A 25,862-nucleotide genomic window follows, 5' to 3' on the forward strand; every position below is an offset into this window, starting at 1 on the left:
TTTATTTTCTGAACGTTAATTCGATGTATCCTATATAAGCATTACATACCTGGTGTATTTATGGGCTTTTATTCCTTAAGGTCATTGCATTACTGAATTCATCCCATTACGATCTGCACTACAATGGGATACTTTCGCATGATAGAATAGGCAATGCTCTTACCAACCCAGAGCCTTCCTTTACTAAAACTGCGGAACTTGCTTAGTTCCCCCAGGATCTGCAGGGATCTGGCAGCAGTCTCATCATTAAGAAAACTACTGTCTGTCACACGGTTGTCGAGAAAGAAAAGAATAGGGAGGCGAAGCTTTCCATGAAGCTCTGCTGGTAGTTGCTCTTCAAGAAGAGTTAGTACTTTTTTATCAAATAAATGCTCATTACCACCCTTTGTCTTTGAGGATGGTATCTCCTCCTTAAGCAACTGAGAAAGGGTTTTTCTCTCAGCAACGATCTCCTTGTTGATCTTGCCCACCTCCAACCTCATCCATCTCATGATACCGGAGTCATCCGGATCCGGCAGTCTTCCTGACATATCGCTCACTTCGATATTGCTATTGAGAACGGTTGTTAGATAATGATGTCCGTCATTAGCATTATAGTTCCATATGCTGTTCTTTAGATTAATTTCTAGTGCTTGCCACTATAACAAAAATACTGACAGTGAATGAATATCTCCAGAGTAAAAATGAAAGTAATTATATCATATCGACCTATAAATTATAGCAACTGGAAATAATGTTCACGCTAAGTGGATATCGGGGAGATGGATATTTGAAACTAACAATGGTTATTCCCAGTTACTGGGGAAGAGAAAGCAATGTGGGATGGCTTGAAGGTGATTCTGTATATGATCATGCCACTCCGCTGGATTCTGATGGAACACTTGGACGCGCCATCGAAAGTACAGCAATACTTGAAGACACGGACTTCGAGCTGGTCATACTTGTCGCTCCGAATAATGCAGAGATCACCGACCAAGTGGAGCAGAAGGTAAGAGAGATCATCAGGTCCTCTTCAAATGGTAATATCAAAGTCCATATGTTCGGCCCTTCCCATCTGGAAAAACTGCATGAGGAACTGAAGAACGGTGGTATGACCGAATACTGTGACCTCCTCTCGCTAACAGGTTATTCCAACATCAGGAACATGTGCCTTTTCATCCCGCATATCATGAACTCAGATGTTGCGCTTCTGATCGATGACGATGAGGTCTTTGAAGACCCGCAATTCATATCCAAGGCAAAGGAATTCATCGGAAACCATCATGATGGGAAGCTTATCAATGCCATCGCCGGTTACTACCTCCAGCCAGACGGAGATTACCTTGTTGGTGCTCCTGACAGCCCCTGGACCAGATACTGGAACAAGAATGCCTGTATGAATGAAGGTTTTGAACAGGTAATAGGCACATCCCCACGGCTTAAGGAAACTCCTTTCGTATTTGGAGGAAATATGGTCATCCACCGGGACCTGTTCATGGAAGTCCCATTCGACCCCATGGTACCGCGAGGGGAAGATATTGATTATCTTATGAATGCCAGGATGTTCGGCCATTCATTCTTCCTGGATAACGAACTTGCCATCAAGCACATCCCCCCTGCTAAGTCCCACCCGACATGGAAGCGGGTGCGAGAAGACATTTACAGGTTCGTCTATGAGCGGGCGAAGCTAATGAGCCAGAAAAAGACCGATGGGATGACAATATTATCTGTAGAAGATATGGGTTGTTATCCCGGAAATTTCCTTGGTGATGATCTTGAGGAAAAGATAGCAAATGCTTGCAGGCTCCTCTCTGAAGAGTATCTTGGTAAGGGCGATGCGGTTGGAAGCAAGGAAGCCCTCAGGAACATCGAGCTTTCACTCGACGATGCGATACCCGACCTTGAACCCTTCGGCCATCTTTGCCAGCTGCAAAAGAGATGGAGCGAACTGATGCTGTATACAGATGAGAGAGAAGGGCTGGATTCGATCATCGATGGTGCTTTGTAAGAGCATCATAGGATGGAAGAATACAGACCTCTCAACAAATCCTTATAGGGCTTTGTTGTAAGAAGAGTTGATGGCAAACTACAAGTTGATGGTACAGGATGTAATAAAAAAGGCCGATGTCCTTCTCGAAGTAGTGGACGCCCGCTTCCCGGATGAGACACGGAACAGTGAGGTAGAGCGCAATGTCAAACGTTCACGCAAACCATTGATAATAGTGCTCAGCAAATGCGACCTTGTCTCAAAGGAAACGCTTGAGAAATCCAAATCCCGCCTTTCAAAGATCGCACCTACGGTCTTCGTTTCCAGCAAGGAAAGGTATGGCACCACCATGCTGAGACATAAGATCCTTGAAGTTGCCGACATACAGGGACGCGAGATCCTCATCGGATGTCTTGGTTATCCAAACACCGGAAAATCCTCGGTGATCAACGGAGTGGTGGGGAAAGGAAAGACCAGCACATCATCCATATCCGGACACACTAAGGGGGTACAGCTTGTAAAAGCTGGCTCACGCATTGTTTTTATTGACACTCCGGGAGTCATACCTTTTGACGAGAATGACGAGTACAGGCAGGGCCTTCTTGGAGTAAAAGATGCCACACATCTGGATGATCTTGAGGGAGTGGCCATGAAGATCATCGAGAATGCATGTGAAAAGAACAAGCATGCCCTTGAAGAGTTCTATAAGATCGAGATCAGGAACGAGAATGCTTACGAAATCCTTGAGCTCATAGGGTTGAAATTAAATTATCTTAAGAAAAAAGGCGAAATCGATGAGATAAGGGCTGCTGTAAGGATCATCAATGACTGGCAACAGGGGAAATTATTGATCTAAATTCTTTAAATCTGCCATCACCCGTCAAAGCCTGCGGACACAGCCGTCCCGGCTTTTATAGATTTTTATAATAACCAGGATATGTTATAGCCTTTATGAAAGTATTTCTTTTACTCTCCCAACCTGACCATCCTCCAGCTGAACCTTTATTCCATGGGGATGTGAAGAAGATTTCGTTAGGATTCTCTTGACAATTCCGTGAGTTATTTTGCCGGATCGTTGATCTTTCTTTAAGACGATCCCTACTTTTGCTCCAATTTTGATATTTGCCCTGGTGTTGCCTGCACTCATAATAGGATGAAAGTTCCTGAAGCTATAAACATCTATTTTTTAAAAGAACTTCATGCAGTATATCAGCCAATGATCTCTTTTTTGATGGAATGATAGCATTGATCTGCTACTTTTGTGGATCCTTCAAATAACTTCTTTTCAAAATCGAACCGGGATGCAAATTCATCAACTGTCTCATCGAACTTCTTTTCATAGCACAGGCCGGTATCCACTTTTCCGACATGTTTGTAACCAGAGTAATCAAATACCATTTTTGTCATTTCGACATTATCCGGATCAGGAGTTAATTTTGCAAGAACGAGCATTTCTTTCCAGTTAGCAGCCTGCATGGGGGTTAGGAAGTATGTGCCTGTGCCTCTTTCTTCACCGGACATGGCTTCAACATAAGCACTCCTGTTCCCGAATGCAGCACAGATACAATCGTCCACGATGTTACCTTCAGCATCTTTAAGGATCCGAACCGGGATTCCGAGGTGATGAAAATCAGATTCTATCGTTCCAAGCACATTGCCACAAAGACCGTAAAATACCAGCACACCGTCAAATAGTTCTCCATTTTCCTCGATGGTCATGTACACCTTATCCTTGAGAAGATCAGGATCAGCATCCAGCGCGAACTCCAGAAGATGCAGGACAACCACGAAATCATCCGGCGGACCGAGCTTTGAAGCTACATCTTCAAGTGATACTTTTTCGTAGTCCAAAGAAACCTCATCCAGCTTCTTTTCAATTCCTTCAATATTTTCGTTCTCGACCAATAACAAATGGGTCTTTTCGTCTTCTCCTTCGAATATATTTACAAGCTCATCTTCGAACATACGACAGGACACAAGGTATAGTGATGGCATGTTATAACCCTCCGGTAAAAGATCTTGATCTTTTGAAAATGTGACTTTTTTAGTGTAAATAATAATGGAGTTGGTAGCTATAAAAAGCCATCTATGCATAGATATTATGCATCTACTCGTATAAAATGAAATATTGACTTTATATATAAGTATAAATCAAATACCTTAATATTCAAAATAACATACTAAACCAGAAAAAAGAGCCATTTTTCCCCATAATGATAATCAGATTTTTAATTCGTTTTAGAAATCAACAAAAACTTATTTTTATATTAAAGCCTAATAATTAATATTCAGGAATAATTTGTGGTATGTATTTAAAAGAGGTAGTACAATGAGTTTAAACAGTTGGAAAATTACTGTATTGACCGTTTGTTTATTGATCACAGGGATGGTGATCCCCGTCTCTGCATTCGCTCCATCGATCAATGCTCAATATGATATTTATGATGAACTGACCGTAGAAATGCCAGATAATGAACTATACGTACATGACGAGATTATTGTCAAGTTCAGTCCCGGTGTTTCAGAGGAAAAGATCGCAAACATAAATGCCAGAAACGGGGCTAAAGTAAAATACACAAGCCAGTATGCCGGTTTCAAGGTGCTGAAGATTCCTGAGAACAGGAACGCTGAAAAGATGGTAGAGATGTACAGTAAGAATCCAAATGTGGAATATGCTGTCCCAAATGCTATCATGACTGCTTTTGCTGTGAATGATCCATATTACCACTACCAGTGGAATTTGCACAGTACATATGGGATCAATGTTGAACCTGCATGGGAAATTACCACTGGCGATGGTGTTGTCGTAGCTATACTTGATACCGGAGTTGCCCAAAATGCTCCTGACCTCGAAGACACAAACTTCGTTTCTGGATACGATTTCATAAATCGAGATAATGATCCAAGCGATGATCACTCCCATGGAACCCACGTTGCAGGAACCATTGCACAAAGTACCAACAATGGAATTGGGGTAGCAGGAGTTGCATATGATTGCTCCATCATGCCCGTAAAAGTGCTTGGTGCTGACGGAAGTGGAAACCTTGCTCAGTTGGTGGAGGGAATATACTTTGCAACCGATAATGGTGCAGATGTTATAAGCATGAGTCTTGGTTACCCACCTAGGTATTACCCTGGTGTGGCCTTAGACAATGCACTTGAATATGCAGACGAAAAGGGTGTTACCATTGTAGCTGCTGCAGGTAATGACGGAACACGTTTCATTAGCTACCCTGCTGCTTACGATAAATGTATTGCAGTCGGAGCAACCGGTTATGATGGAAACTTAGCACCATATTCGAATTATGGACCAGGACTTGATGTGGTAGCACCTGGTGGTAATACAGGACAGGACCTGAACAACGATGAATATGGAGACGGCATACTTCAGAACACTTTTGACCCAAGCACCCAGGTATTTAGTTACTACTTCTTCCAGGGTACTTCCATGGCAACACCACATGTTTCAGGTGTTGCAGCTTTATTGATATCTCAGGGTGCTTCCAACGATGAAGTTAGAACTGCACTTGAATCAACTGCAATGGATCTTGGAAAAAACGGCTGGGACACAGCCTATGGATATGGTCTTATTGATGCAAAGGCTGCACTGGACTCTCTGAACGCTGTACCTCTTGAGAATATAGCTCCAACTGCTTCTATAAATGCTCCATACAGTGGTGTTGTAGGAGAAGCAATAGCATTTGATGGGTCTGGATCGAGCGATTCTGATGGATCAATCGTTTCCTATGACTGGAACTTTGGAGATGGTGGCACAGGCAGCGAAATTGCTCCAACATATACATACGATTCGGTTGGAAGCTATACAGCAACGCTCACAGTAACGGACAATAATGGTGCACAGGACACAGATTATGCTCAGATCACTATTACTGCTGCAGATACTACAAAAGAACAAATGCACATCAGTAGCATAACAATGAACACTGTCCAAAACAAAGTGCGTAATAGTCCTTTTGTCTATGCTGAAGCAACCGTGACAGTTGTAAATGAAACAGGATATCCTGTGGAAAATGCTGTAGTTACAGGACAATGGACTGGAAGTGCTAACAACATTGACTTTGGTCCAACCGGAGAATTTGGGGATGTAACATTATCTTCAGACAATGTTAGATTAAAGAGAGATGCCTTAACATTTACTTTCACTGTAAATGACGTTACTTGTCTTGGATATGAATGGAATGTTTCGTCCTCCACATTGGAGAGTACAATAGGATATATCTAAACAGTAAGGCAAAAATACTGGTCTCAATGTGAGACCACCATTTTCTTTTTTCCGTTTTATTACAATAATCTGATCCTGCAGATTCTAATCCTTAAACCGGCAACAAAAACTTCTTTAATATTCACATAAGGAAGCTTTTATGCATTGAACTACAATAGCAATATAGAGAAAACACTAATAATAGACCGAACTGCATCACATTTGAGCACATCGTGGGGAACTCGCTAAAATGTACGAACTCTTAATTCTACTGATAGGACTTGCAGGCCTGATGTTAGGAGCTGAACTTATCATCAAAGCAGCCCTGACCATCGCAGAACACTACAAGATCTCACATGCGTTTATCGGTCTTACACTACTAACTCTGGGAACCAACCTGCCGGAGCTTGTCATTAGCGTGACCGGTTCCATCCAGCGATCAATGGGAACCGAGACATCCGGACTTATCATTGGTGATTCAATAGGATCCTGCTTTGGCCAAATATGCATAACAATGGGCGTTGTCGGTATGTTTGGGGTTCTGACCTTAACAAAACGTGAACTTTCCAGGGACGGAGTGATGATGCTCGTCTCCGTTGCTCTTCTGTTCCTGACAGGACTGGATGGCACACTTAGCCGGACAGACGGCCTGATCTTTATTGGAGCTTATGCAGTCTATTTTTTCCTGTTATACAGGGAAGAAGAGGTCCACCAGAAATTCAAGAGTGCTCCGCCATTATACTTTACACGGACGATCCTTTCTATTAGTGCCGGTTTTGCCATCCTCATACTATCGTCCTATGCAGTTCTCAATAACGCACTATACCTGGCAGATATGTGGGGGATCTCACAATCCTTCATAGGGATAGTACTCATCGGACTTGGAACTTCCCTCCCGGAGCTTGCACTTTCCTGGAGCAGTATCAGGAAAAGGGCCGTCAACCTCTCCGTGTTCAACCTGATCGGAAGCAATATATTCGACATACTGTTCACCCTTGGAGTAGGCAGTCTGATAAGCAGCTTTACCGTAAGTGAAGCTCTGGTAAGATTTGACATTCCAGCCTTGTTCTTCGTTTCACTTCTAGTTTTGTTGTTCTTCAGAAGGCATATGCAATTGAAAAAGAATGAGGCGTTTGTGTTGATAATGCTTTATGTGCTTTATATTGGCGTGAAGATCTATAGTCTGTGAGCTAATATCGGAAGTTAAAATGTCTCTTTTTAGTTCTTCGTATCTGGAAGGAACAAGTAGATAATTTTATATTTTACACACTCTTATTAAATGCATCTGAATTATTTTAGATATTTTATACATTGAGACAGTTAGATTCATTGATCTTAAACATAATTCAGGAATCCAGATCTCATTAAATAATGTGCATATGGATCTAGAAATCGTTACAATAAAGGAATAAAATGAAACATCCAAAGACTATCCAAAAAGGACTGGACTATATCGTAGCAATGGATGCAACAGAATTGTCTCCACTTGAGATCAGAGAGCTGCTGCGTAAAACAGTGACCAAACGCTTTGATATCATCGATCAGATAATGTCAGCTGCCAGAAAGGAAGGTATCATAACTGATAAAGATGGCATGTGCCACTTCACTTATGAGGCAAACGATCTGGAATTTTACAAACCAAAAATTATACGCTCAAAAGAGATCAACAGCTGTAGATGTTGTGGTAAGAGCATGAAAGAAAGTCACTACATAGAATTAAAATCCGGGTTGCTTGGTCCATACGGTTCCAAATGTGTCAGGAAGCTCTATCTGGATTATTTGTTTGAATAAAAGTGATTTTATTTATATTTCACCCGATCTAAACAACCCTTTTATCTGGATATCACAATCATCAGTAACCAGCCACCAAAAATCCTTTGTATCCCACCAAAAGTTGTACTCTGCAACTACATGCTATTATTTTGCTTTTGAATTTCAAGAAAAAATCGAGATTATAGACTTATCCAACACCCCCCACCGAAACTAGCTTTAACCTAGAACCCAATATACTATATGGGTGTGGGAGTTGTATGTTAAAAAGCGAGTTTGGGGAAATTACGTGGGGCTGAGATGCCGCTAAAAGGTGGTATTTCAGATCTATGACTCCCACACTTCTTGTTCAACTCATTTTTCTTTGTTGCTGACCCTTCAGGGATCCATGATATGATCTTTCCGGAGCTTGGGCTCCATTCTGTTTTCATACCAATTCTATCATTATCCAAATAGAATTGAAAAAACATCCAACTGCACCAGCATCATATACAGCCCTGTTCCTGCAAAGATGCTGAGCATTGCATTGCGTTTCCAAAAGTGCAGGGCCATTACAGCTGTTATTGTGAATATCTCCGGGACTCCGTATGGAGCACAAAGCCACTGTACATCCTTCAGGCAGTAGATCACGAGCAGCAGGAGGATCATCGGGGGAAGGTTCTTCTCGATGGTGGAGAGGATCTGCGGGGGAGCTCGCGTATTAAAGAATACAAAAGGAATAGCCCTTGTCGCAAAGGTTGCCACTGCTACTACTGCTGTAACGACTAGTAAATGTGCCGGATCTTCCATTATGGGATCTCCTCCTGATCAGGGTTCTGATCTACAATATTTCCGATATCACGGTCTTCCTGGACGAACCTTTCATGTGCTATCAGGATGAGGGTGCCGATGAAAATTGAGAACAGCAACATGTTTTCAGGACTGAAGAGCATCAGTGAAATGATACCTGCACCCATGGCTGCCATGAACGGAAAACGGGACCTTGAAGCATGGTACTGCTCAATGGTCAGCACCACGAACAGTGTAGTAAGCACAAAGGTCATTCCTTCCAGGCGGAGATCAAGTACTGAACCAAGTACAGCTCCAAGGACCGAACCCAGGATCCAGTATGAGTGGTCAAGCACAGTTATGTAAAAGTAGAACTTTCCCTTTGACCCTTCGTCCGGGGCTTTGGTGGTTGTAAGAAGAGCATAAGTCTCATCGGTAAGGGCGAAGATGAGGTAAGCTTTGATCTTTCCGACACCGGAGAACTTTTCCAGCAAAGACAGGCCGTAGAAAGAATGCCTGAGATTGATCAGCAGTGTGGTAATGCCAAATTCTGTGAGGCCTGCACCGGCTGCCAGCAATGCAACTGCAATGAACTGGCCTGCACCGGCATAGATGAAGATGCTCATCAAGGGTGCATATATCCAGTGGTAGCCGGCTCCTTCGAGAAGGAAGCCAAAAGCCATACCTAATGGGATATATCCCAGGAAGACCGGTAGCGTTGTCTTGAGGGCACTTGTGAAGAGACTTTCACTCTGCTGACTCATAATTCTTGTACACCTTTTGAATTTAAGGATATATTAGCTATTTACTTTCCAAAGTGGGAAATAAAGTGCAAGAAAAGAATTGATTGTATTTATGTTTTATTAAATTAGACTAAGAAGATGAATATCAAGAACAAAATTTGTTATCAGAATGATAACTTCTCAATAAAACTAAATAGTATACAATTCAATTTATTTGTATAACTAAATGGGGGAATTTAGTGGAACCAGATGTATTTAGAACTTTATCTAACCTTTCACTTTTCTTACAGGTACTAGCATTTCTAATGCTAATATATGCGATCAAGCAGAAGACAGAGGGCATAGATAAACATGCAAGAGGAGCATCACTTGCTGTTTACACAATTATCCCTACTATCCTGTTCATGTTCTATTCGATCAGTCAGGGTTTTCAGCTGGCATCCTATGGCATTGTGCTGATCCTGCACAGGCTTCTGGGGTCAATTGTTATACTTTTCATAATACTTTTCGTTACCAACAGATGGAGATTCAAAAAGAAAGTTCACATGGATATTGCAACTGGATGCTGGGCAATAACATTGCTTCTTGGAATTGCTGTGTACCTGATATCCTTTGGATACATAAGCTGAAATCATAATATCAAGAATTGGATCTGTTGCAGTTCTTTCTGTCAGCAGATGCAATTCCAAGGACGGTACTCCTGAGACTCAAAGGAGGATCGTTTTTGATCATTGGGGGAATTATCACGATCAAAGAAAATTATAACCTGTTCCTTGGAATTATCAAAAAAATAGATTCATTGTTCTACAGTCCTGTTCCTGAAGTATCTGATGAAGATCAGATCGAATGGGAAGTATCTGCTCTTCAATTGAAGAAAGGAGATAATTTGATAATTTCAGGTAGAACGAAACCTGAAAGAAGCATAAAAATGAATGTCAATTTTGAGATTCAAATTCCTGTAAACGATCAAAAATATGAGCACAGGTTTGATGATGTAGCAATAACTTCGATTCCAAACGAGTTTCAGGTTGTAGCTCAAACTGTAAAAAATATGACATTCACAGTTCAAATGTTGATACCTTTTAAGCAGCATAGAGACGCTGAAAATGGAAAGGCAATATATGTTGATAAAAATGTTCCTACAGGAAACTATGACATAACCATAAAAGGTGAAACTGATGAAGATATTGAGAACGTGCTATTAAACGTTAAAGCTTCCCAAACAATTGTTTCAGACAGCAAAGGCGATTTTATTTGCGAATACTCAACAAAACCATTCCCAAATGGAACTGTCGACTTGTTTTTAGGCCAAGAAAAAAAAGAAATAAAGATAATCCTCTGAAAAACAGAGGATTTTACTATTTTTGGTTTCAATTATTTTTTGCTCATGAGAGACATGAACTTGGTTGATTCCATCACAGGAACACTCTCAATATAGCATACATCCGACCATGGAAGGTTGAATGCTGCAAAAGCCTCTGCATCGTCACACTCATACAGGATAAAATATCTGGATCCTGTCAGATCGACCCACTGATTGACGATAGTTATTCCTGCAGGCACCTTGATCTCTTTAAAGTGCTCAAGTATCTTATCACGGTTCTGTGGTTCCCATGAACTAATTTCCATATATAACATATTCTTCTCCCCCATTTTGAATTTAACACTTGTCTTTCTGCATTGTCTTCAAATTATTTATTTTCAATAATCTCTGATATCAGCTCTTTTTGCTCATTAATGATATGAATTCGGTTGATTTCATTACAGGAACCGTGTCAATGTAGCACACATCCGACCATGGAAGATTAAATGCTGCAAAAGCTTCTGCATCATCACACTCATATAAGATGAAATACCGAGATCCTGTGAGATCAACCCATTGATTGTGGACTGTTACTCCGGCAGGCATCTTCAGTTCTTTAAAGTGTTCAAGTATCTTATCACGATTCTCTGGTTCCCAGGTGCTTATTTCCATGTATAGCATATTCATTTCTCCACTTTTAGTTTTAAATTCAGATCATATAAAAAAAATGAGATTCAAAAGAATCTCATGGTAGATATTATGGTATCAGTACTGCGTCAATGACGTGTATGACCCCATTACTTGCTTCAATATCTGTAATCACAACAGTTGCATCATTGACCATTACACCATCGTCTGTTACAGTGAATGTAATTTCACTTCCCTGTACAGTTTCAGCTGAATCCATTGTTACAACATCTGCTGCCATGTATTCACCTGCAACCACGTGGTAGGTCAGTACACCTGCAAGAGCCTCTTCATCTGCAAGTAATGCATCAAGAGTTCCTTCAGGTAATGCTGCAAATGCTTCATCTGTTGGTGCAAATACTGTGAAAGGACCTTCACTTCTCAGTGTCTCCTCAAGACCGGCAGCCTGGACAGCCTGTACCAGAGTTGTAAATGAACCTGCATCTATTGCAGTATCAACGATGTCCATTTCTTCCTCTGCTTCTTCCTCCATCATTGAAGGTGGAAGGAGCACCTTATCGATAACATGGATCACACCGTTGCTGGTCTCAATATCAGCCTGAACAACATTTGCATCGTTTACTTTTACACCATCCATGGTATCAAAAGTAACTGATTCACCCTGGACAGTTTCTGCAGATTCCAGACCTGCAACGTCTGCTGCCATGACCTCACCTGCAACCACATGATATGTCAACACAGCTGCAAGGGCCTCTTCGTCTGCAAGTAATGCATCAAGAGTTCCTTCAGGCAATGCTGCAAAAGCCTCATCTGTTGGTGCGAATACTGTGAAAGGACCCTCTCCTCTCAATGTATCCTCAAGTCCGGCGGCCTGTACTGCCTGTACAAGAGTAGTAAATGAACCAGCGCTCACTGCCGTGTCCACAATGTCCATTTCTTCCTCCTCAGGTTCACTGGTAGTACAACCTGACACTAATACTATTGTTGCTAAAAGCAAAGCTACTAATATTTTTACCATTTTCACATGTCGCCCCCCTTGGCCACTAAATAAATTATACATGTCAACTTTGTAATTTATACTATATATAGCTTTTTAATCTATTTTTGAGAGATTATACATAAACTGAATTGAAAATTAAGGGTTCTCTTGTATTCTATTATAATAAATACCCTCAAAATATTCCGGAGAAACTCGAATTTCTGAAGCAATCGTCAGATAACTTATTTTCTAATAATAAAATTAAAAAATCTTACTGTCTTTGTATAACTATGATGCCCAGATAACCATCAACAGTAACTTCATCCCCGTTACTTATTATATCTATAGCATCCGGAATACCTGTTACACAAGGGATCCCATACTCACGTGCGATTATCGCCCCATGTATGAGCATGCCCCCTCTACGCTCAATAATACCGGAAACAAGAGACGCAACAAAGGTCATGTTCGGATCGATCGCATCACATACCAGAATTTCACCCGATCTTACAGCAAAAAGATCATCCTTTGTTTCTATAACTCTTGCTATGCCTGTAACAACACCTTTACTGGCTGGTTGCCCCTGGATCTGCCTTATCCTGACATTACCTGGATGACTAAGATCCCGGGTAATGACTTGTGCTTTTGGAATGTAATTTTTTTCCTTTAACGCCTTTATGACATCATCATCAGTTATGTTCTGCTCAATTCCTCTTTTTGAAAGTCTGCTTTTTCCTTCCTTAATTGAATCCAGATAATGTCCTTCAATTCTTCCAAGATAGATGTTGTCATCATCACGGAGTTTATAACTTGCTCGACCAATATCAAGCAACTCCGAAGCATATTTTTTTTCTTTCCGGTCGAAAATCGCAAGGAAATTCTCTATTAATTCTTTTGGATCTTTCTGACTTATGATCTCATTCTCCGGATGTGAAGATAATTCCAGTATTAGTTTTATCATCTGTCTTTTATCCTCGACATAAGATGATCGTCCAAAAACTTCCATGAATTCATCAAAATACTTTCCAAAATCCCCCCCGATATTTCCAGACTCGATATTTTTCCTCAGCGAATCGTTCTTTCGGATCATTCCTGCAAGTAAGTTAAGCTTCCTGTTCCTACGCATGCTTAAAAGATCCGAATTTGACAGAAGGTCCATAAACTCATAGGGATCTGAAGGCTTCATCTTTTCATTATACACATCTGCGAACAACCTCATACCATGAGCAAAAGGAATGAATTCTTTTGTGTATATTGAATCCCACTTCTCGAATGTACTTCTTCGGGAAACGATCATCTCCGCAAGTTCAATATCATTCAGGCTTTGAAGATCTACCTGCGACATTGATCCGGAATCAGAGATCATTTCCGGGATCAATATGTCCCCTATTTTAATACGGAGAGCTTTCAGGTTATCAAAGGTCCTTTTTAAAGAAATGTACCAGCTCTTTTCCTTATCTTCAAGGGTTGTAATTGGCCTTGACTGCAGGAGGAATATTTCATCATCCCGAATTGTCCATTCCATATCCTGAGGAGAATCAAACACTTTTTCTGAGAGCATTGCCATCTCATAGATCCTGCTTATATCATCCTCACTTAGCGGTTCCTTATCTGAAAAAGTAGACGACAGCTCTTCGATAAAAGTTCCACCTTCTTTTAACCTGACACTTTTCTCCCTATTGGAAGCAACTACATGTTGGACAATTGCACCGTTCTCTCTATCCAGTATCCACCTGTCAGGTTCAATATCACCACTAACAAGACCCTCATTAAGACCATAAACTGATTCTATGACCAGATGTCTTTCATTATTTGGATCTTTGCTAAAAACTATTCCGGACCTTTGGCCTTCAACGAGTTCCTGAACTAAGACTGCCATTGAACTTTCCTTTATGTCAAGACCTAACTCCTCTCGATAAAGAATTGCAGCATCTGACCATAGAGATGCCCAGACAAGCTTAACATGTTCAAGTATTGGATCGACGCCCCTGACATTCACATAAGACTCATGGATGCCTGCAAAAGAAGTATTTGCTGAATCTTCACCCGGTGCTGATGATCTTACAACGACCGGCACTTTTTCGTAACTCTTTTTAATTTCTGACCTGATCACATTTTCGAGGTCTTCAGGAATGGATGAATTCAAAAACCGATTTTTAAGACGCAAGGATGTGTCCCACATCTCCTCCCACCTCATCTTGCCGAAATCTTTTCTGGCAATCTCAAGTAAGATCTGACCTTCAAGTCCACTGTCTTTTAAAAACTTTCTATATGCATCGGCTGTTACCGAAAAATATTTTGGAACATTGAATCCTTTTTCCCTGAGCCTTGATAAAGAATAAGCTTTCCCACCAACATTTTCTTTATCTTCCTCGCTGATACTTTCCATCGGGATGATAAGATCGCTCATTTCAACTCCATCTCCACAACATTCTGGAAACTCGTTGCAATAATATATTTTTCAACTTCCATCATCATCAATGCAGATGTGGGGGCCTTAAGGAACTTTTCTAAATGTGGTTGTTTTGAAAGATAGAGATCAGAAAAAACAGGAATTTTATCCACTTCTTTTACAATTCCCATTGCATTAACAACAGTTGCATCCTTAAAATCCGAAACCGTATTCGACCTGTTATCCACCATAATTGATGCATAGCTTGAACCTTGTATGTTGGAATATTTTCTTGTAAACCTGGGAGTTACAAAAAGTATGTTTTTGAGGTCTTCGGTGGCAGCAAACGCTATAAGATTTGTATACGGCCTTCCTTCTTTTTCAGTAGCAAGAACTGCAAGACTCTGCCCTTTTAAGATATCTAGTAAAGCCTCTTCAGGCGTATTTACAGTCATTTAACCCCCAACATATGTAAAACGCTAATATAATTTTAGATTGCTTCAGTATTTATTAATTGTTAATTCTGGAATCAATCAGGCTTAGTTGATATCGGGAAATTTGCCCAGAAATCCCTGTCCCTATCAGGTTCTGATTCATTCTTTAATTCTTCCGGATATGGGAAGAACAATCTGGAATATTCCTCTTTTGAATCACTGAAACGCATAACATAAAGCTTAAGCATCTCAAGTAATGCATCGCATGCCATTCGATTATCCGCATATTTTTTAATTACCTGCTCCAGGTATTGCTCTTCAACTTCATTCAGAGAAGAAGCTACACTTAAGAGTAACTCATTTGCAATATCTATAAATTCTTTCGATCCCGGCGATCTGGAAAAAACCTGTGGAATGAGTTTACCATATTCTGTCATGATCTTATCAGATCCTAATGAGCTTTTATTTTCCAATAACTGATCCATTTTCACAGCCAGATCACGATCATACAGGCGGAAAAGATAGCGATTATACTTATGGAACCTCTCCAGCTTTTCAAATGAACCCGACCCATTCACATTCCGAAGATCTGAAAAAACAAAAAGTTTTGTAAGGAAATGATGCCTTATAATATTGTTTCTAAGCCGATCGTCCTCTTCAAGAGGATAGTCTGCATATTTTTGAACGAACTTGTCTGCAAAAAAGCCAGATCCATATTCAATTACGGATCCATTATCAGAAGCCGAATATATCTTGATCTTCCTTATTCCGATCGTAGGTGAACCGGATTTAAAAATGAAACCATCAACATCAGGCAGATCTTCCAGAAATTTGTCAGTGAACTTATCCATACTTTCTGTTAGATCAGTCTCTGTTTTTGGCTGAATCAGTCTTTTTTTGCCATCTACAAGCACGATCCTTATAGTATCACGTGGAACCCCAAGTCCAATTTCAACTTCCGGACAAACTGTGATAAAATCTACAAATGGAATTAGAGCACGAACAGTAGGGCAATTAATAACGCTTCCATTATAGCGCACAGCTTCAAACTCAAGACATTTACTTGCAACCACGCGAGGTCTTGAGTATGGATACTCGGGAATATTACAGTTTGACATTTAAACCTCCCAATCCCATCAACTTATAATAAAATATAAGTCAGAACTCATATTTAAAAAGAAGGGCAGCAGGTTGCTGCCTCAGTGTTGTTTGTTTGCGAAATAGATCATATAGAGTGCTGATAATCCAACCAGCAGATACACAATTCTCGCAATTATGCTGTAACCGAAGATCAAAGCCACAAGATTGAAGTCCTGTGAAATTCCGACTAATCCCCAGTTCAAACCTCCAATAACTACCAGAGCTATTGCTATCCAGTCTAATGCAGTTTTCTCTACCATACAATGTACCCTCCAGTAAATTTACAAAAGTAAATATGAAACGTCTACTATTTATTACTTGTTTAAAATAAAAAATTGATTCATATATAAATCTAATTAATTTTTAAAATCGTAAACGTACTTTAACCAGGTATTCTGTAAATAAAGAATAATCAATATCAGAAAGCTTCAAATTTATTTATAGCTAAAGACAGGGTTATATATTTTTAATGAGTTCTTTTCTCAAGGTGAAATAAAATGACAAACAAAGGATTGCAAATCATAAACTTAATGTTGGTCTGCTTTGTGATGGCCGGGCTAATCTTTACTGCAGGCTGCATATCTGATAATGAAAACCCTGAAAATGACACTGCAGGTTCTGAAAAGATCCTTTTCCTTGACCATCATATCAACAGCCATGGTGAATTCATAGAAGGAGACACATGGCCAATGCTTGCAATTGATTTCCCAACCTACTACTTTGATGAAGAAGATCGGGATCTTCACATCGTAACACCACTTGAATCATTTAAGGTGAACAGTTCCCTTGTAATGGTAGCAGGTGACGGATCATCCCTTTCCGGGGTAATCGGAATGGGGGCAGGCACAATGAGCTATGCTGCATACTCATTACCTTTTGAACTAAACAGCTATGAAGTTGTTTCTATTTCCGAAGAAGGGGTTGCAGTGATATTCTACCATGATGAGACCATCGTCCTTGAACCGGGAGAGAAATGGGAAAGCATAGAGAACAGTATCGAAGAAAGTGAAGAAGGTCAACCTTATGCAAAAGTGAATATTACAACAACTGATACTTTCATCAACTATGGTTTCATCGAAGAAGAGGACATCATATTCGATAATTTTTAAAGAGCCTTTTTGATAGGATGAGAACTAAACTAAAAATATTCCCATCCTTTTATTTACTTGAGAAGATTATCAATTGTCCCTGATATCTTTTCCTTTTTCTATAGCTTCATTAAACGCCTTTGTACAGCATTTGCCTGCAGGATTCCTGACCCGACACTGGGCATTTGCTTTACTTTTGATAGCATTAATAATATCCTTCATGCTATCTATACCAGTATTAACAACCGTTTCAATGACCTGTTCCTCTGTTATCTCATTACAGTAGCATGCATACTTTGGATCAGCATCTCTTTTGAACCATAAAGGAACTTTCAGATCATCTTTTCTGAACATTGCTTTTGTTTCTGTATAATATGCAACATCACAATCCTCATCAAGACAAAGCCAGTAGCTGTTATCATCAACAGATAACATCAGCTCTTTTTTGACAAGATGCCTGACCGTGACGTTCTCAACAGGCTGTCCAATTGTACAACAAACGGGACAAGCATTTTCTTTTTTGTTCAGACCAATATTTTCAGACACGCAACAATTACTGTTCGTTGGACCACAACAACTATCCTCTTCAGTTCCACAATCACAACAAGATGCCTGATTCAATATCTGATAAATCATTTTCTGAACTCCCACAACATCATAATACACTTTTAATTTCAGGATTCAATAATTAGAACTTGATTTCTAATTCATTCTTTATTAGCAAACCTATTTCAAAGCTTCTGAATTGCTCTTTTAAAACACATTATGGAATGCATTAATTGTAGGAAGGAGACACCAGACCTTTTGAAACAGGGCCAACTGTTTCTTCCGATGTTTGATAGAAACTACTGTGATCAAAGCAGCAACTCTGATCATTGGTAGCAACCACAATGCTATTATATTTAAGCAGTAAATTCCATTTTATATGGGTATCAAACGATCGATCTCGTGGTTTTTACTATTTATTATCATTTGTTCATGCATAGGTTGCATAGCAGAAGAAGAATATCCCGGAGAGAGCGGATCAACTTATCTTGATGAAACTGATATCGCGACTGAGGACTATACTGAGCAATACAACACTACTCTCAAGAAAACTGCCATACTTGATCTTGAAAATGGATACTCACTGAAGGTTCTGGAGATCGATCGAAAAGAAGATTTTACGGTTATCTCTTTCAGGAAGAACGGAGAGCAGTATTCTACAAGAACATTATCCACAGGCCAGACGTATAACATAAAGGACCCTGAGGAGGAAAATATTGTTTATTCTATCAGGCTGGATAAGATCTATGATAGCAGTTTTTCTATTGATCTGACCTATGAACTAAAGCCGGATATATACCTAGAAACAGAACCTATCAACATTGAATCTGAACCCAGGATAGCAGTTTCACTAACTGAAGATTCCATTACACGTACTTATGAGTGGGAATACGACAACACAGAGTTCTGGATAAAGAACGAATACTACAAAGACGATTACGAATTGTATTCCGAAAGAAGCCGAAGCAGGGACTATGACCAATTTGCAAATGATCCTTACGATGACGAACTGATCTCACAGGTAACCACACAACTGGAATATCTCGCTGATGAAGGCGGTTATGACAGCGATGAGATACCATACATTGCAACAGCTTTTGTTCAATCACTTCCTTATGTCAGTGACAGTGCTTCTGCAGGATACGATGAATACCCGAGATTCCCATTCGAAACGCTATATCACGGTGGAGGGGATTGCGAAGATTCATCGATCCTTCTCGCATCACTTCTGCACGATATGGGATATGGAGTAGCATTGATCACATTGCCCGATCATATGGCAGTCGGTGTGCAGGGTGATGAAGGCATCTCCGGAAGTTACTATGATTACAACGGGATCAGGTATTTCTACCTTGAAACGACTAATTCCGGCTGGGACGTAGGCGTAATACCTGATGAGTATCGAGATGTAGAGGCAACAATAACTCCGATAGGCTTCGGATACCCTCAGCTGCAAATTGAATTTACGGGAAGCAGCCAGAGGCAAGCGGCCTACATATATGCAAATCTGGATATTGAGGTCATGAACGTCGGTTCTGCAACTGCAGAAGACGTGATAATATACACGTACCTTGAATCAACAGATGAAGGCATGGCCTGGGACCAGGTCCAGAGTGATGAAATCGCTGAAATTGAAGCAGAAGGCGGGGTAACTTATACAGTGACCAATATGAAGGTACCTGTTGGTCAGGAATATCGTGTCGCTGTGGTAGCCTGGGGTTCAAACGCTGAACAGACAGTTGTTTACAGTGATTGGATAGTTTCCTGAAGGTTGATGACTTCACAATAAACTATAAGTAGAAAGGTAATTCAAATTTGTTTAATAGTATCCAAAAGTGGGGGAACTGACAATGGCTGATAACGAAAATAAAGTAGCTGAAAATGTACCTGGTCCTTTCTATGTAGATGAAGGATGTATTGGATGTCGTTTATGCACAAATGATGCTCCGGATAACTTCAGGATGACTGAAGATGAATCGACTGCATTTGTCTTTAAGCAACCGGAAAATGATTCCGAGACAAAGGACTGCGAGAATGCAAGGGATTCATGCCCGGTAGATGCGATCGGTAATGATGGCTAACGTTTGATATATATTAAAGGCCTTTTCTTTCTTTTTTATTTATTTAGAATAAATTGCTTTGATCAATAATTTCTAAAATCAAGGGGGAAATTGAAGTTGACAATACCAATTGCCAGAACATTGATCTCGATCGGAATAATACTAATGGTCGCAGGATGTATAAATGTTTACGATGAACGACCTGATACAACTGATCGTGGATATGAGTGGCATGATCCCGGATATATGTACCCGGCACAATATGATTCGATGACAGATCCGAACATCATTACAGATTTTTCATCGAACGGAGAAATGATCTATTATACAGGTCTTAATGAAAATAGACAGGAAATACCGGTTAGTGGTGGTCCTCATTGGTTGTATGTCCATGGTGGAAGTTGTGTAAGCTGTCATGGTGTTGATGGGAAAGGTGGAGTTCCAATAATGATGGGAACTGTAATACCTTCAGATATAACCTATGAAGTCCTGACTTCCGAAGAAGACCACGAAGATGAACATGAAGAGCATCCTCCATACACTGATGAAACGATCAGTATTGCCATAAGGGAAGGAAAGGATCCTTCTGGTGAAGAACTTGATTACACAATGCCCAGATGGGATCTTTCAGATGAAGACATGGAAGATCTGATCGAATATCTGAAAACGCTTTGATACAGGGATCCTTATTTTTAAGTGAAGAATTCCTGCTTTCTTTTTTCTAAAAATACAGATATTGAAAAATGGAACCGGAATGGGATATCAATTAATGATCTCTGATACTTTTAGTTAGTTTCCCATAGATGAGTAGAGGATCAAAAAACAGAAAATATCATTCAAAGAAAGTTCCCAGGTCTTCGATATTGAGTGAGACATCGAACTCCTTGAGCTTGAAAAATTTCTTCGCCCTCATATCGTCATCTTCAAGACGAAGATCACTTTCTACAAATCCAGCCTTCTCAAGACGCTTTAAATGAAGATAGAGGACCTGCCGGGAGACATTCAGCTCTTTGGCAAGCTCATACACATACCATTCCCTTTCTGAGAGCATATAGAGAAGCTTAAGCCTCAGAGGGTGTGAAATAGCCTCGCCTATAGATACTATCTGCTGCATTGTTTTTCCCATAGTAAGACCGGCTAGGTTGTTGAGTTAGACTTAGATCTCTTCCAGTTTCTCTTTGATCTCTTCGACAGTCTTCTTGATCTCAGCAACATCTTTCTCCATGCTCACGAGTTTCTCGTTGCTAGCTGCACCTGCACCTGCAAACCCGGATTTGTTAATGAAGAAAATGACTATACCTACGACCAATAGTATAAGGAGAACTTCCAAGAAAAGATCAAATAAACTAAATGTATTGTAATAGTGCATCATAGTTATTCATAAGATGTTTTTGTTTTCATATTAATCTTTACTAATATCCCATATAAATAAACAAAAAATGGGACTCAATCCAGCTTCTTCAAGATCTTATCCAGTGATTCACGATTGCTCTCCACCTGTTCTTCAATATGGGATAAGCGCGTGTCACGATCGTCTTTGGTATTGCATGACCCACTGTTGAAAATACACGACCTGTTACTGAAAACGGAAGAAATCAACCAGATAAGAGCTATCAGTATAAGCAAGCTAAATATCATAGAAAAACCTCCTAAACCTCCAAATATCCCATAATCACCATACATTCCATAGCCCATCATATTATCACATTCCTGCTAAGATCAGACTCTTCATAAAGGTAAGTGGATGGTCCCTGCCATAGTTGGGAGTGGGGGGTACAATTCAAAAATAAATAGCAGGGAATCCACATAATTCATTAATCAGTAACGATACATTCTACTATATCCCATTCCGGGACCATGCCCCATACCATATCCAGCACTGTACATCATACCGTATCCACGTCCTGTGTTAGAATAATCGTATGACTGAGTTGTAGTGTCCAGAACGTCACCAGTGAATGCATCAATGTAGCTACGCATTACAATACCATCATCGTTTGTGTAATACACAACCCACCATCTACCCATCTGGTAGATATTCTCCTCATTCACATCAGCATCGATCTGTTCCTGAGCTATGTCTAATGCATCTTCAATGCTTTCAACGGTCAGTTCATAGTTACCGGAATAGGTATTTGCCATGTTATATCCGGAATAGCCCGAATAGCCTGAACTATAAGCACCATATGCAGGGCATCCACCCCATCCAGACCCCGGGCCTGAACCATAAGCAGCCTGGACAGTATCAGTTTGCATCGTCAGTGCGATCATTCCTGCACCGGCAAGAAATATAGCACCTACCAAAAGCATGTTTGTTATTTTTCTCATTTTGCTCACATCCTTTATTCATTTTAAACTATGTAACCATAGTTTGTATATGTAGCCTATATGTTACACATGTACTCATTTATATTTAAGGATTGTGCCCTAACCATTCAAAACCATAATGCAAGAATTATATTTTTTAAGAATATCGGCATCAAACAAAGGTATTTGGTTCAAAAAAGGATATTAAAGAAAGAGAGATGCTACCATCTTTGTTGATAGTAGCAGTCAGCTAGGTTAAGCTAAGACAAGATCAGGCTGTTATTGCAACCTTTTCCCGTCTTCCGGGTACCCTCAGCCCGATACCAACCGCAATGTAGTATCCAACATAGGTCAGCACTTCGATAAGCGATGGGTTTCCGTTGTATCCGAGCAGAGATTTCATGATAGAACCAAAGGTTCCTCTCTCATCGATGACGTGATTGATATCCCATACATGTTCTACAATGATCGGAACCACGCCTGCTTCCTGTAGCTCGTGTACACCATGTGCTGCCAGTCCCGCTGCAAAGAGGATCAGGAAGATGCTGGTGATCTTGAAGAAGTTGTTCAGGTCAGTGTGTGAAGAGTATCTGAATACCAGGTATGCGACCACGATGGATACAGAAAGACCTGCAACTCCCCCATAGAGAACAGCATTGGTTTCCGTGTTCATTGCTGCTGCACCCAGGAAGAGTACGGTCTCAATACCTTCCCTCAGGACAGAGAGGAATGCCAGTGCAAAGAGTCCGTAGGCTTTCTTCCCTTCGACCTGCTCCTTTATCGTTGATGAGATATTGTTATTCTCACGTGCCATCCAAATGATCATGGATGTCAGGATAACTGCTGCTATCAGCATCACAAGCCCTTCAAAGAGCTCCTCATTACGGCCTTCGAATTGTATTGCAAGAAGGTTGAAGACAACTGCAGCGATCAGGCTTCCAACGATAGCAAGTCCTGTACCACTATAGACGTATTTGTTTAGTTCAGTTCGTCTTGTCTGCACAAGATACGCGAGGATAATCCCCACTATTAGAAAGGCTTCAAGCCCTTCCCTGAATGTTATCATAAAGCTTGAGAACATATTAATCATTCCTATTATTGTTTGGTATACCTAACAATGATAGGGGTGATATATTTTAGTTAGTATTGCGGCAAATGTTGCAAATCATATTAGGAAAAAAGAAAAAATGAGAAAGGAGAAATTATCTTAAAAGTTCTTTATTCATCCAATAAAGTAAAATTATACATCTTATTCATCACTTTCCTGAGGGAATTTATCCATGGCTTTAACCCTGATACGACCTTTTTCAAGTGCTTTCTGTGCATTGTATACCCAATGAGATATAACAAGCACAATAATAGTAATGAACAGGATTGCCAAAGTCGCTATTATAAGATCTTCTGAAAATAACACCATTGATTCACAACCATTACAATTCTTATCCACTTTCGGAATTCAGCATTCTAATGCGCTTAGATCCACTTCGCAAAGAATCCGAACACCTTATTCTTGATTGAATCAAATGTTCCTTCTTCAGCATTGAATTCAGATGTTTTCTGAATCACCTTTTTATCGCCATCAATTCCAGAATCAGATCCATTCATGTTTCTAGACATCGGATATTCATTCTCATCCACCTGAGACATCACAATTGATTTTCTTATCACTTCAAGTTCTTCCAGAGACTCTGCCGATTCAACTTCTTGTTTTATACTATTGAGAACCTCAATTTGCTCATCGATCTTCTCAACATTTATATTTTCATTGTCACTTTCATCGAGATCCTCTTTTTTATTTTCAAGGTCATTGATCCATTTATCAATTAATTCGAACATATCGTTCTGGAAATACTCGAACTCTTCTTCTTCGGTCTCAAATTCCGGAATTCTGTCATTCATATTGTCAGGTTTATCCATTCCGGCATTTGATTTACTCATGTTACCATATCTATCCATGCTAGGATCTTGTCTGCCCATGTTGTCTAATTTTACATCATTTTCTGCAGCAAGTGCATCCGATGGTAGAAGACTCACCATCATTAACATAACTACAAGACAGGAAAATATTTTTACTACATTTTTTACCATACTACCAACTCCTCAAGAATCATTGGATTGCTGATTACCTGATAACGTATTATCTCTCACAATAATCACAAAACTAAAACCCGGATAGTCCTGTTTCAAGTGTTTTCCCTGCAAGTAATAACTATAACAAGCACAATAGCAACAAAAAACAGGAATCCTATAGCCATAAATATGACCTCATCAACTGTCAGTGTCATGACTCTACATCTATTGGGATAATTTGTTCATCAAAACTTAATTGATTATCAGACAATGGATTTTGCTGAAAAAAGAAAGGGGATTAATTCTCCCTTTTTCAAACTTTCCAGCTATTACTCATCCTCCTGAAGCTCCATTGGAGGATGGGATCTCCTCATTTCTTTAAGGTCTTCTCTTATTTCCTTAAGGTCCTCAAGAGACGTTGCATCTGTAAGAAATTCCTGTGCCTGTTCGAGATTATCGAGACGCTCCGCGACATCCTCAGCAGTTATCCTTTTATCGTCGATCTCATCGAGATCCAGAGATTCAAGAAGCTCAATTCTTTTATCGATGGAATCAGACATTTTTTCCAGAATATACTCGAACTTTTCCTCATCGCTTTCGAATTCAGGCATATTTTCGATCCTTTCCATATTTCTGTGCCCAGGTCCATCCTGAGGTTTCACTGAAGCAATTGATTCCCTTATTTCTCTGAGATCTTCCAGAGACTCTGCAGTTTCAAGCTCTTCTTTTACATTATCGAGAGATTCAAGATGCTTCTCAATACCCTCAGCAGTTATCCTTTCATCGTCGATCTCATCGAGATCAATAGATTCAAGGGCTTCGATCCTTTTATTGATGGATTCGGACATCATTTCCAGAAGATACTCGAATTTCTCTTCATCTGTCTCGAATTCTGGCATGTCATTCTGGAACTTCTCCCTGATATCAGAACGGTCCATTCCGGAATCTGCAAATCTGTTCATCTTTCCAAACTTCATGTCCCCTTTGTCAAGCTGGTCATTTTCTGCAGCAAATGCACCAGATGGCAGAATGCATGCCACCATCAATATGACTGCAAGACAGGACAACAATTTCAGTATTTTCTTTGTCATACTATCGCTCCTTAAGCACCAGCATATCACTGATCGCTTACAATCGGGACATTCTCCGGGTTGAATATAAGCATACTTTCTTTATATAACACATAAAATGATACTAAAGATTAAATGAAGCATTATAATACTATTTTTTGCATAAATAAGATTAATATTTGATTTTAATCTAAATTAGAAGTTTATATTATCCTAAAATACAATCACTAAATTTTTGTCTAAAATTAAGTTTGAATTTATGATGTTTAGATCAGTATCTCTTTTCAATGAAAATAGAGATTAATACAATAATTTAAGAAATATACCATATTTAAATTTCAATAGGATTTTAAGAC

Annotated in this window: 32 protein-coding genes; 11 read left to right on the plus strand and 21 right to left on the minus strand. The window is 39.9% G+C overall.

Translation table 11 applies throughout. From position 1 onward, the window contains the following. Window positions 1-98: 98 nt before the first annotated feature. Window positions 99-530 carry a DUF61 family protein gene (locus tag LI82_RS00230; protein WP_048192973.1) on the minus strand — a complete coding sequence of 144 codons (432 nt, stop codon included), beginning with the start codon at window positions 528-530 and terminating at the stop codon, window positions 99-101. A 239-nt stretch (window positions 531-769) separates the two neighbouring features. Between LI82_RS00230 and LI82_RS00235 the strand changes: the two genes are divergently transcribed. Further along, window positions 770-1,987 (plus strand): glycosyltransferase family 2 protein, encoded by a 1,218-nt coding sequence (locus LI82_RS00235; RefSeq protein WP_081955687.1) that lies wholly within the window; start codon window positions 770-772, stop codon window positions 1,985-1,987. A gap of 70 nt (window positions 1,988-2,057) precedes the next feature. Then, window positions 2,058-2,822 carry a GTPase gene (locus LI82_RS00240; RefSeq protein WP_048192975.1) on the plus strand — a complete coding sequence of 255 codons (765 nt, stop codon included), beginning with the start codon at window positions 2,058-2,060 and terminating at the stop codon, window positions 2,820-2,822. A gap of 93 nt (window positions 2,823-2,915) precedes the next feature. Here LI82_RS00240 and LI82_RS00245 read toward each other — a convergent pair whose 3' ends face one another. Next, window positions 2,916-3,113 carry a YwbE family protein gene (locus LI82_RS00245; RefSeq protein WP_048192976.1) on the minus strand — a complete coding sequence of 66 codons (198 nt, stop codon included), beginning with the start codon at window positions 3,111-3,113 and terminating at the stop codon, window positions 2,916-2,918. A 62-nt stretch (window positions 3,114-3,175) separates the two neighbouring features. Then, complete coding sequence (locus tag LI82_RS00250; protein WP_048192977.1) at window positions 3,176-3,961, minus strand: DUF1638 domain-containing protein; 786 nt, start codon at window positions 3,959-3,961, stop codon at window positions 3,176-3,178. 334 nt (window positions 3,962-4,295) lie between these two features. On the opposite strand from LI82_RS00250, the gene LI82_RS13610 reads away from it, so the two are divergent. From LI82_RS13610 to LI82_RS00265, 3 genes are all read left to right on the plus strand, one after another. Continuing rightward, window positions 4,296-6,209, plus strand: coding sequence for a S8 family serine peptidase (locus LI82_RS13610; protein ID WP_280176653.1), 1,914 nt, complete (start codon window positions 4,296-4,298; stop codon window positions 6,207-6,209). 229 nt (window positions 6,210-6,438) lie between these two features. Continuing rightward, window positions 6,439-7,377 (plus strand): calcium/sodium antiporter, encoded by a 939-nt coding sequence (locus tag LI82_RS00260; protein ID WP_048192978.1) that lies wholly within the window; start codon window positions 6,439-6,441, stop codon window positions 7,375-7,377. A 224-nt stretch (window positions 7,378-7,601) separates the two neighbouring features. Next, window positions 7,602-7,979: a DUF5830 family protein gene (locus LI82_RS00265; RefSeq protein WP_048192979.1), complete on the plus strand. Its 378-nt coding sequence runs from the start codon at window positions 7,602-7,604 to the stop codon at window positions 7,977-7,979. Between the two features lie 423 nt (window positions 7,980-8,402). On the opposite strand, the gene LI82_RS00275 is transcribed toward LI82_RS00265, so the two are convergent. Together LI82_RS00275 and LI82_RS00280 are read right to left on the minus strand one after the other, a co-directional pair. Next, window positions 8,403-8,747: a branched-chain amino acid transporter permease gene (locus LI82_RS00275; protein ID WP_048192981.1), complete on the minus strand. Its 345-nt coding sequence runs from the start codon at window positions 8,745-8,747 to the stop codon at window positions 8,403-8,405. After that, window positions 8,747-9,490, minus strand: coding sequence for an AzlC family ABC transporter permease (locus LI82_RS00280; RefSeq protein WP_048192982.1), 744 nt, complete (start codon window positions 9,488-9,490; stop codon window positions 8,747-8,749). Before LI82_RS00280 ends, LI82_RS00275 begins: the two co-directional genes overlap by 1 nt. Before the next feature lie 218 nt (window positions 9,491-9,708). On the opposite strand from LI82_RS00280, the gene LI82_RS00285 reads away from it, so the two are divergent. Then, window positions 9,709-10,098 carry a hypothetical protein gene (locus LI82_RS00285; protein WP_135607288.1) on the plus strand — a complete coding sequence of 130 codons (390 nt, stop codon included), beginning with the start codon at window positions 9,709-9,711 and terminating at the stop codon, window positions 10,096-10,098. A 95-nt stretch (window positions 10,099-10,193) separates the two neighbouring features. Next, window positions 10,194-10,811, plus strand: a complete 618-nt coding sequence (locus LI82_RS00290) for a hypothetical protein (RefSeq protein WP_048192984.1) — start codon at window positions 10,194-10,196, stop codon at window positions 10,809-10,811. A 32-nt stretch (window positions 10,812-10,843) separates the two neighbouring features. Here LI82_RS00290 and LI82_RS00295 read toward each other — a convergent pair whose 3' ends face one another. The 7 genes from LI82_RS00295 to LI82_RS00325 form a co-directional block, all read right to left on the minus strand. Beyond that, entirely contained in the window at window positions 10,844-11,107 is a 264-nt protein-coding gene (locus tag LI82_RS00295; protein WP_048192985.1) for a DUF3303 domain-containing protein, read from the minus strand. A 79-nt stretch (window positions 11,108-11,186) separates the two neighbouring features. Beyond that, complete coding sequence (locus LI82_RS00300) at window positions 11,187-11,453, minus strand: DUF3303 domain-containing protein (protein ID WP_048192986.1); 267 nt, start codon at window positions 11,451-11,453, stop codon at window positions 11,187-11,189. Between the two features lie 76 nt (window positions 11,454-11,529). After that, on the minus strand, window positions 11,530-12,438 hold the full coding sequence (locus LI82_RS00305) for a fasciclin domain-containing protein (protein WP_052402615.1): 909 nt from the start codon (window positions 12,436-12,438) through the stop codon (window positions 11,530-11,532). A 232-nt stretch (window positions 12,439-12,670) separates the two neighbouring features. After that, window positions 12,671-14,809: a PEP/pyruvate-binding domain-containing protein gene (locus LI82_RS00310; RefSeq protein ID WP_048192988.1), complete on the minus strand. Its 2,139-nt coding sequence runs from the start codon at window positions 14,807-14,809 to the stop codon at window positions 12,671-12,673. Further along, window positions 14,806-15,246, minus strand: a complete 441-nt coding sequence (locus tag LI82_RS00315) for a pyridoxamine 5'-phosphate oxidase family protein (RefSeq protein ID WP_048192989.1) — start codon at window positions 15,244-15,246, stop codon at window positions 14,806-14,808. The genes LI82_RS00310 and LI82_RS00315 overlap by 4 nt, the downstream gene beginning before the upstream one ends. 74 nt (window positions 15,247-15,320) lie before the next feature. Then, entirely contained in the window at window positions 15,321-16,343 is a 1,023-nt protein-coding gene (locus LI82_RS00320) for a YbgA family protein (protein ID WP_048192990.1), read from the minus strand. 81 nt (window positions 16,344-16,424) lie between these two features. Next, complete coding sequence (locus tag LI82_RS00325; RefSeq protein ID WP_048192991.1) at window positions 16,425-16,625, minus strand: DUF378 domain-containing protein; 201 nt, start codon at window positions 16,623-16,625, stop codon at window positions 16,425-16,427. A 237-nt stretch (window positions 16,626-16,862) separates the two neighbouring features. Here LI82_RS00325 and LI82_RS00330 point away from each other — a divergent pair, with 237 nt between their 5' ends. Continuing rightward, on the plus strand, window positions 16,863-17,474 hold the full coding sequence (locus LI82_RS00330) for a hypothetical protein (RefSeq protein ID WP_048192992.1): 612 nt from the start codon (window positions 16,863-16,865) through the stop codon (window positions 17,472-17,474). 69 nt (window positions 17,475-17,543) lie between these two features. Here LI82_RS00330 and LI82_RS00335 read toward each other — a convergent pair whose 3' ends face one another. Next, on the minus strand, window positions 17,544-18,089 hold the full coding sequence (locus LI82_RS00335) for a copper chaperone Copz family protein (RefSeq protein ID WP_135607289.1): 546 nt from the start codon (window positions 18,087-18,089) through the stop codon (window positions 17,544-17,546). Between the two features lie 289 nt (window positions 18,090-18,378). Here LI82_RS00335 and LI82_RS00340 point away from each other — a divergent pair, with 289 nt between their 5' ends. The 3 genes from LI82_RS00340 to LI82_RS00350 all read left to right on the plus strand — a co-directional run bounded on the left by LI82_RS00340 (window position 18,379) and on the right by LI82_RS00350 (window position 20,734). Next, on the plus strand, window positions 18,379-19,767 hold the full coding sequence (locus tag LI82_RS00340; RefSeq protein ID WP_052402621.1) for a hypothetical protein: 1,389 nt from the start codon (window positions 18,379-18,381) through the stop codon (window positions 19,765-19,767). A gap of 82 nt (window positions 19,768-19,849) precedes the next feature. After that, on the plus strand, window positions 19,850-20,080 hold the full coding sequence (locus LI82_RS00345; RefSeq protein WP_048192994.1) for a ferredoxin: 231 nt from the start codon (window positions 19,850-19,852) through the stop codon (window positions 20,078-20,080). 96 nt (window positions 20,081-20,176) lie between these two features. Then, window positions 20,177-20,734 (plus strand): c-type cytochrome, encoded by a 558-nt coding sequence (locus LI82_RS00350; protein ID WP_236622624.1) that lies wholly within the window; start codon window positions 20,177-20,179, stop codon window positions 20,732-20,734. 157 nt (window positions 20,735-20,891) lie between these two features. Here LI82_RS00350 and LI82_RS00355 read toward each other — a convergent pair whose 3' ends face one another. The 8 genes from LI82_RS00355 to LI82_RS00385 form a co-directional block, all read right to left on the minus strand. Next, on the minus strand, window positions 20,892-21,185 hold the full coding sequence (locus tag LI82_RS00355; protein ID WP_048192996.1) for an ArsR/SmtB family transcription factor: 294 nt from the start codon (window positions 21,183-21,185) through the stop codon (window positions 20,892-20,894). A gap of 30 nt (window positions 21,186-21,215) precedes the next feature. Then, window positions 21,216-21,389 carry a hypothetical protein gene (locus LI82_RS00360; RefSeq protein WP_236622625.1) on the minus strand — a complete coding sequence of 58 codons (174 nt, stop codon included), beginning with the start codon at window positions 21,387-21,389 and terminating at the stop codon, window positions 21,216-21,218. A gap of 116 nt (window positions 21,390-21,505) precedes the next feature. Beyond that, window positions 21,506-21,697, minus strand: a complete 192-nt coding sequence (locus tag LI82_RS00365; protein WP_135607290.1) for a hypothetical protein — start codon at window positions 21,695-21,697, stop codon at window positions 21,506-21,508. Window positions 21,698-21,877: 180 nt separating this feature from the next. Further along, window positions 21,878-22,387, minus strand: coding sequence for a PepSY domain-containing protein (locus LI82_RS00370; protein ID WP_048192999.1), 510 nt, complete (start codon window positions 22,385-22,387; stop codon window positions 21,878-21,880). A 250-nt stretch (window positions 22,388-22,637) separates the two neighbouring features. Beyond that, complete coding sequence (locus LI82_RS00375; protein ID WP_330217361.1) at window positions 22,638-23,456, minus strand: FTR1 family iron permease; 819 nt, start codon at window positions 23,454-23,456, stop codon at window positions 22,638-22,640. A gap of 159 nt (window positions 23,457-23,615) precedes the next feature. After that, a complete protein-coding gene (locus LI82_RS13505; protein ID WP_269078498.1) occupies window positions 23,616-23,747 on the minus strand; it encodes a hypothetical protein in 132 nt (43 codons plus the stop codon). A 92-nt stretch (window positions 23,748-23,839) separates the two neighbouring features. Next, window positions 23,840-24,454 carry a hypothetical protein gene (locus tag LI82_RS00380; RefSeq protein ID WP_048193001.1) on the minus strand — a complete coding sequence of 205 codons (615 nt, stop codon included), beginning with the start codon at window positions 24,452-24,454 and terminating at the stop codon, window positions 23,840-23,842. A 311-nt stretch (window positions 24,455-24,765) separates the two neighbouring features. After that, the gene (locus LI82_RS00385; protein ID WP_048193002.1) at window positions 24,766-25,527 is read right to left on the minus strand and encodes a hypothetical protein; all 762 of its coding nucleotides are present in this window, start codon (window positions 25,525-25,527) and stop codon (window positions 24,766-24,768) included. Window positions 25,528-25,862: the final 335 nt, after the last annotated feature.

Origin of the sequence: Methanococcoides methylutens (assembly GCF_000765475.1) — an archaeon.
In the GTDB taxonomy this organism is placed as follows: domain Archaea; phylum Halobacteriota; class Methanosarcinia; order Methanosarcinales; family Methanosarcinaceae; genus Methanococcoides; species Methanococcoides methylutens.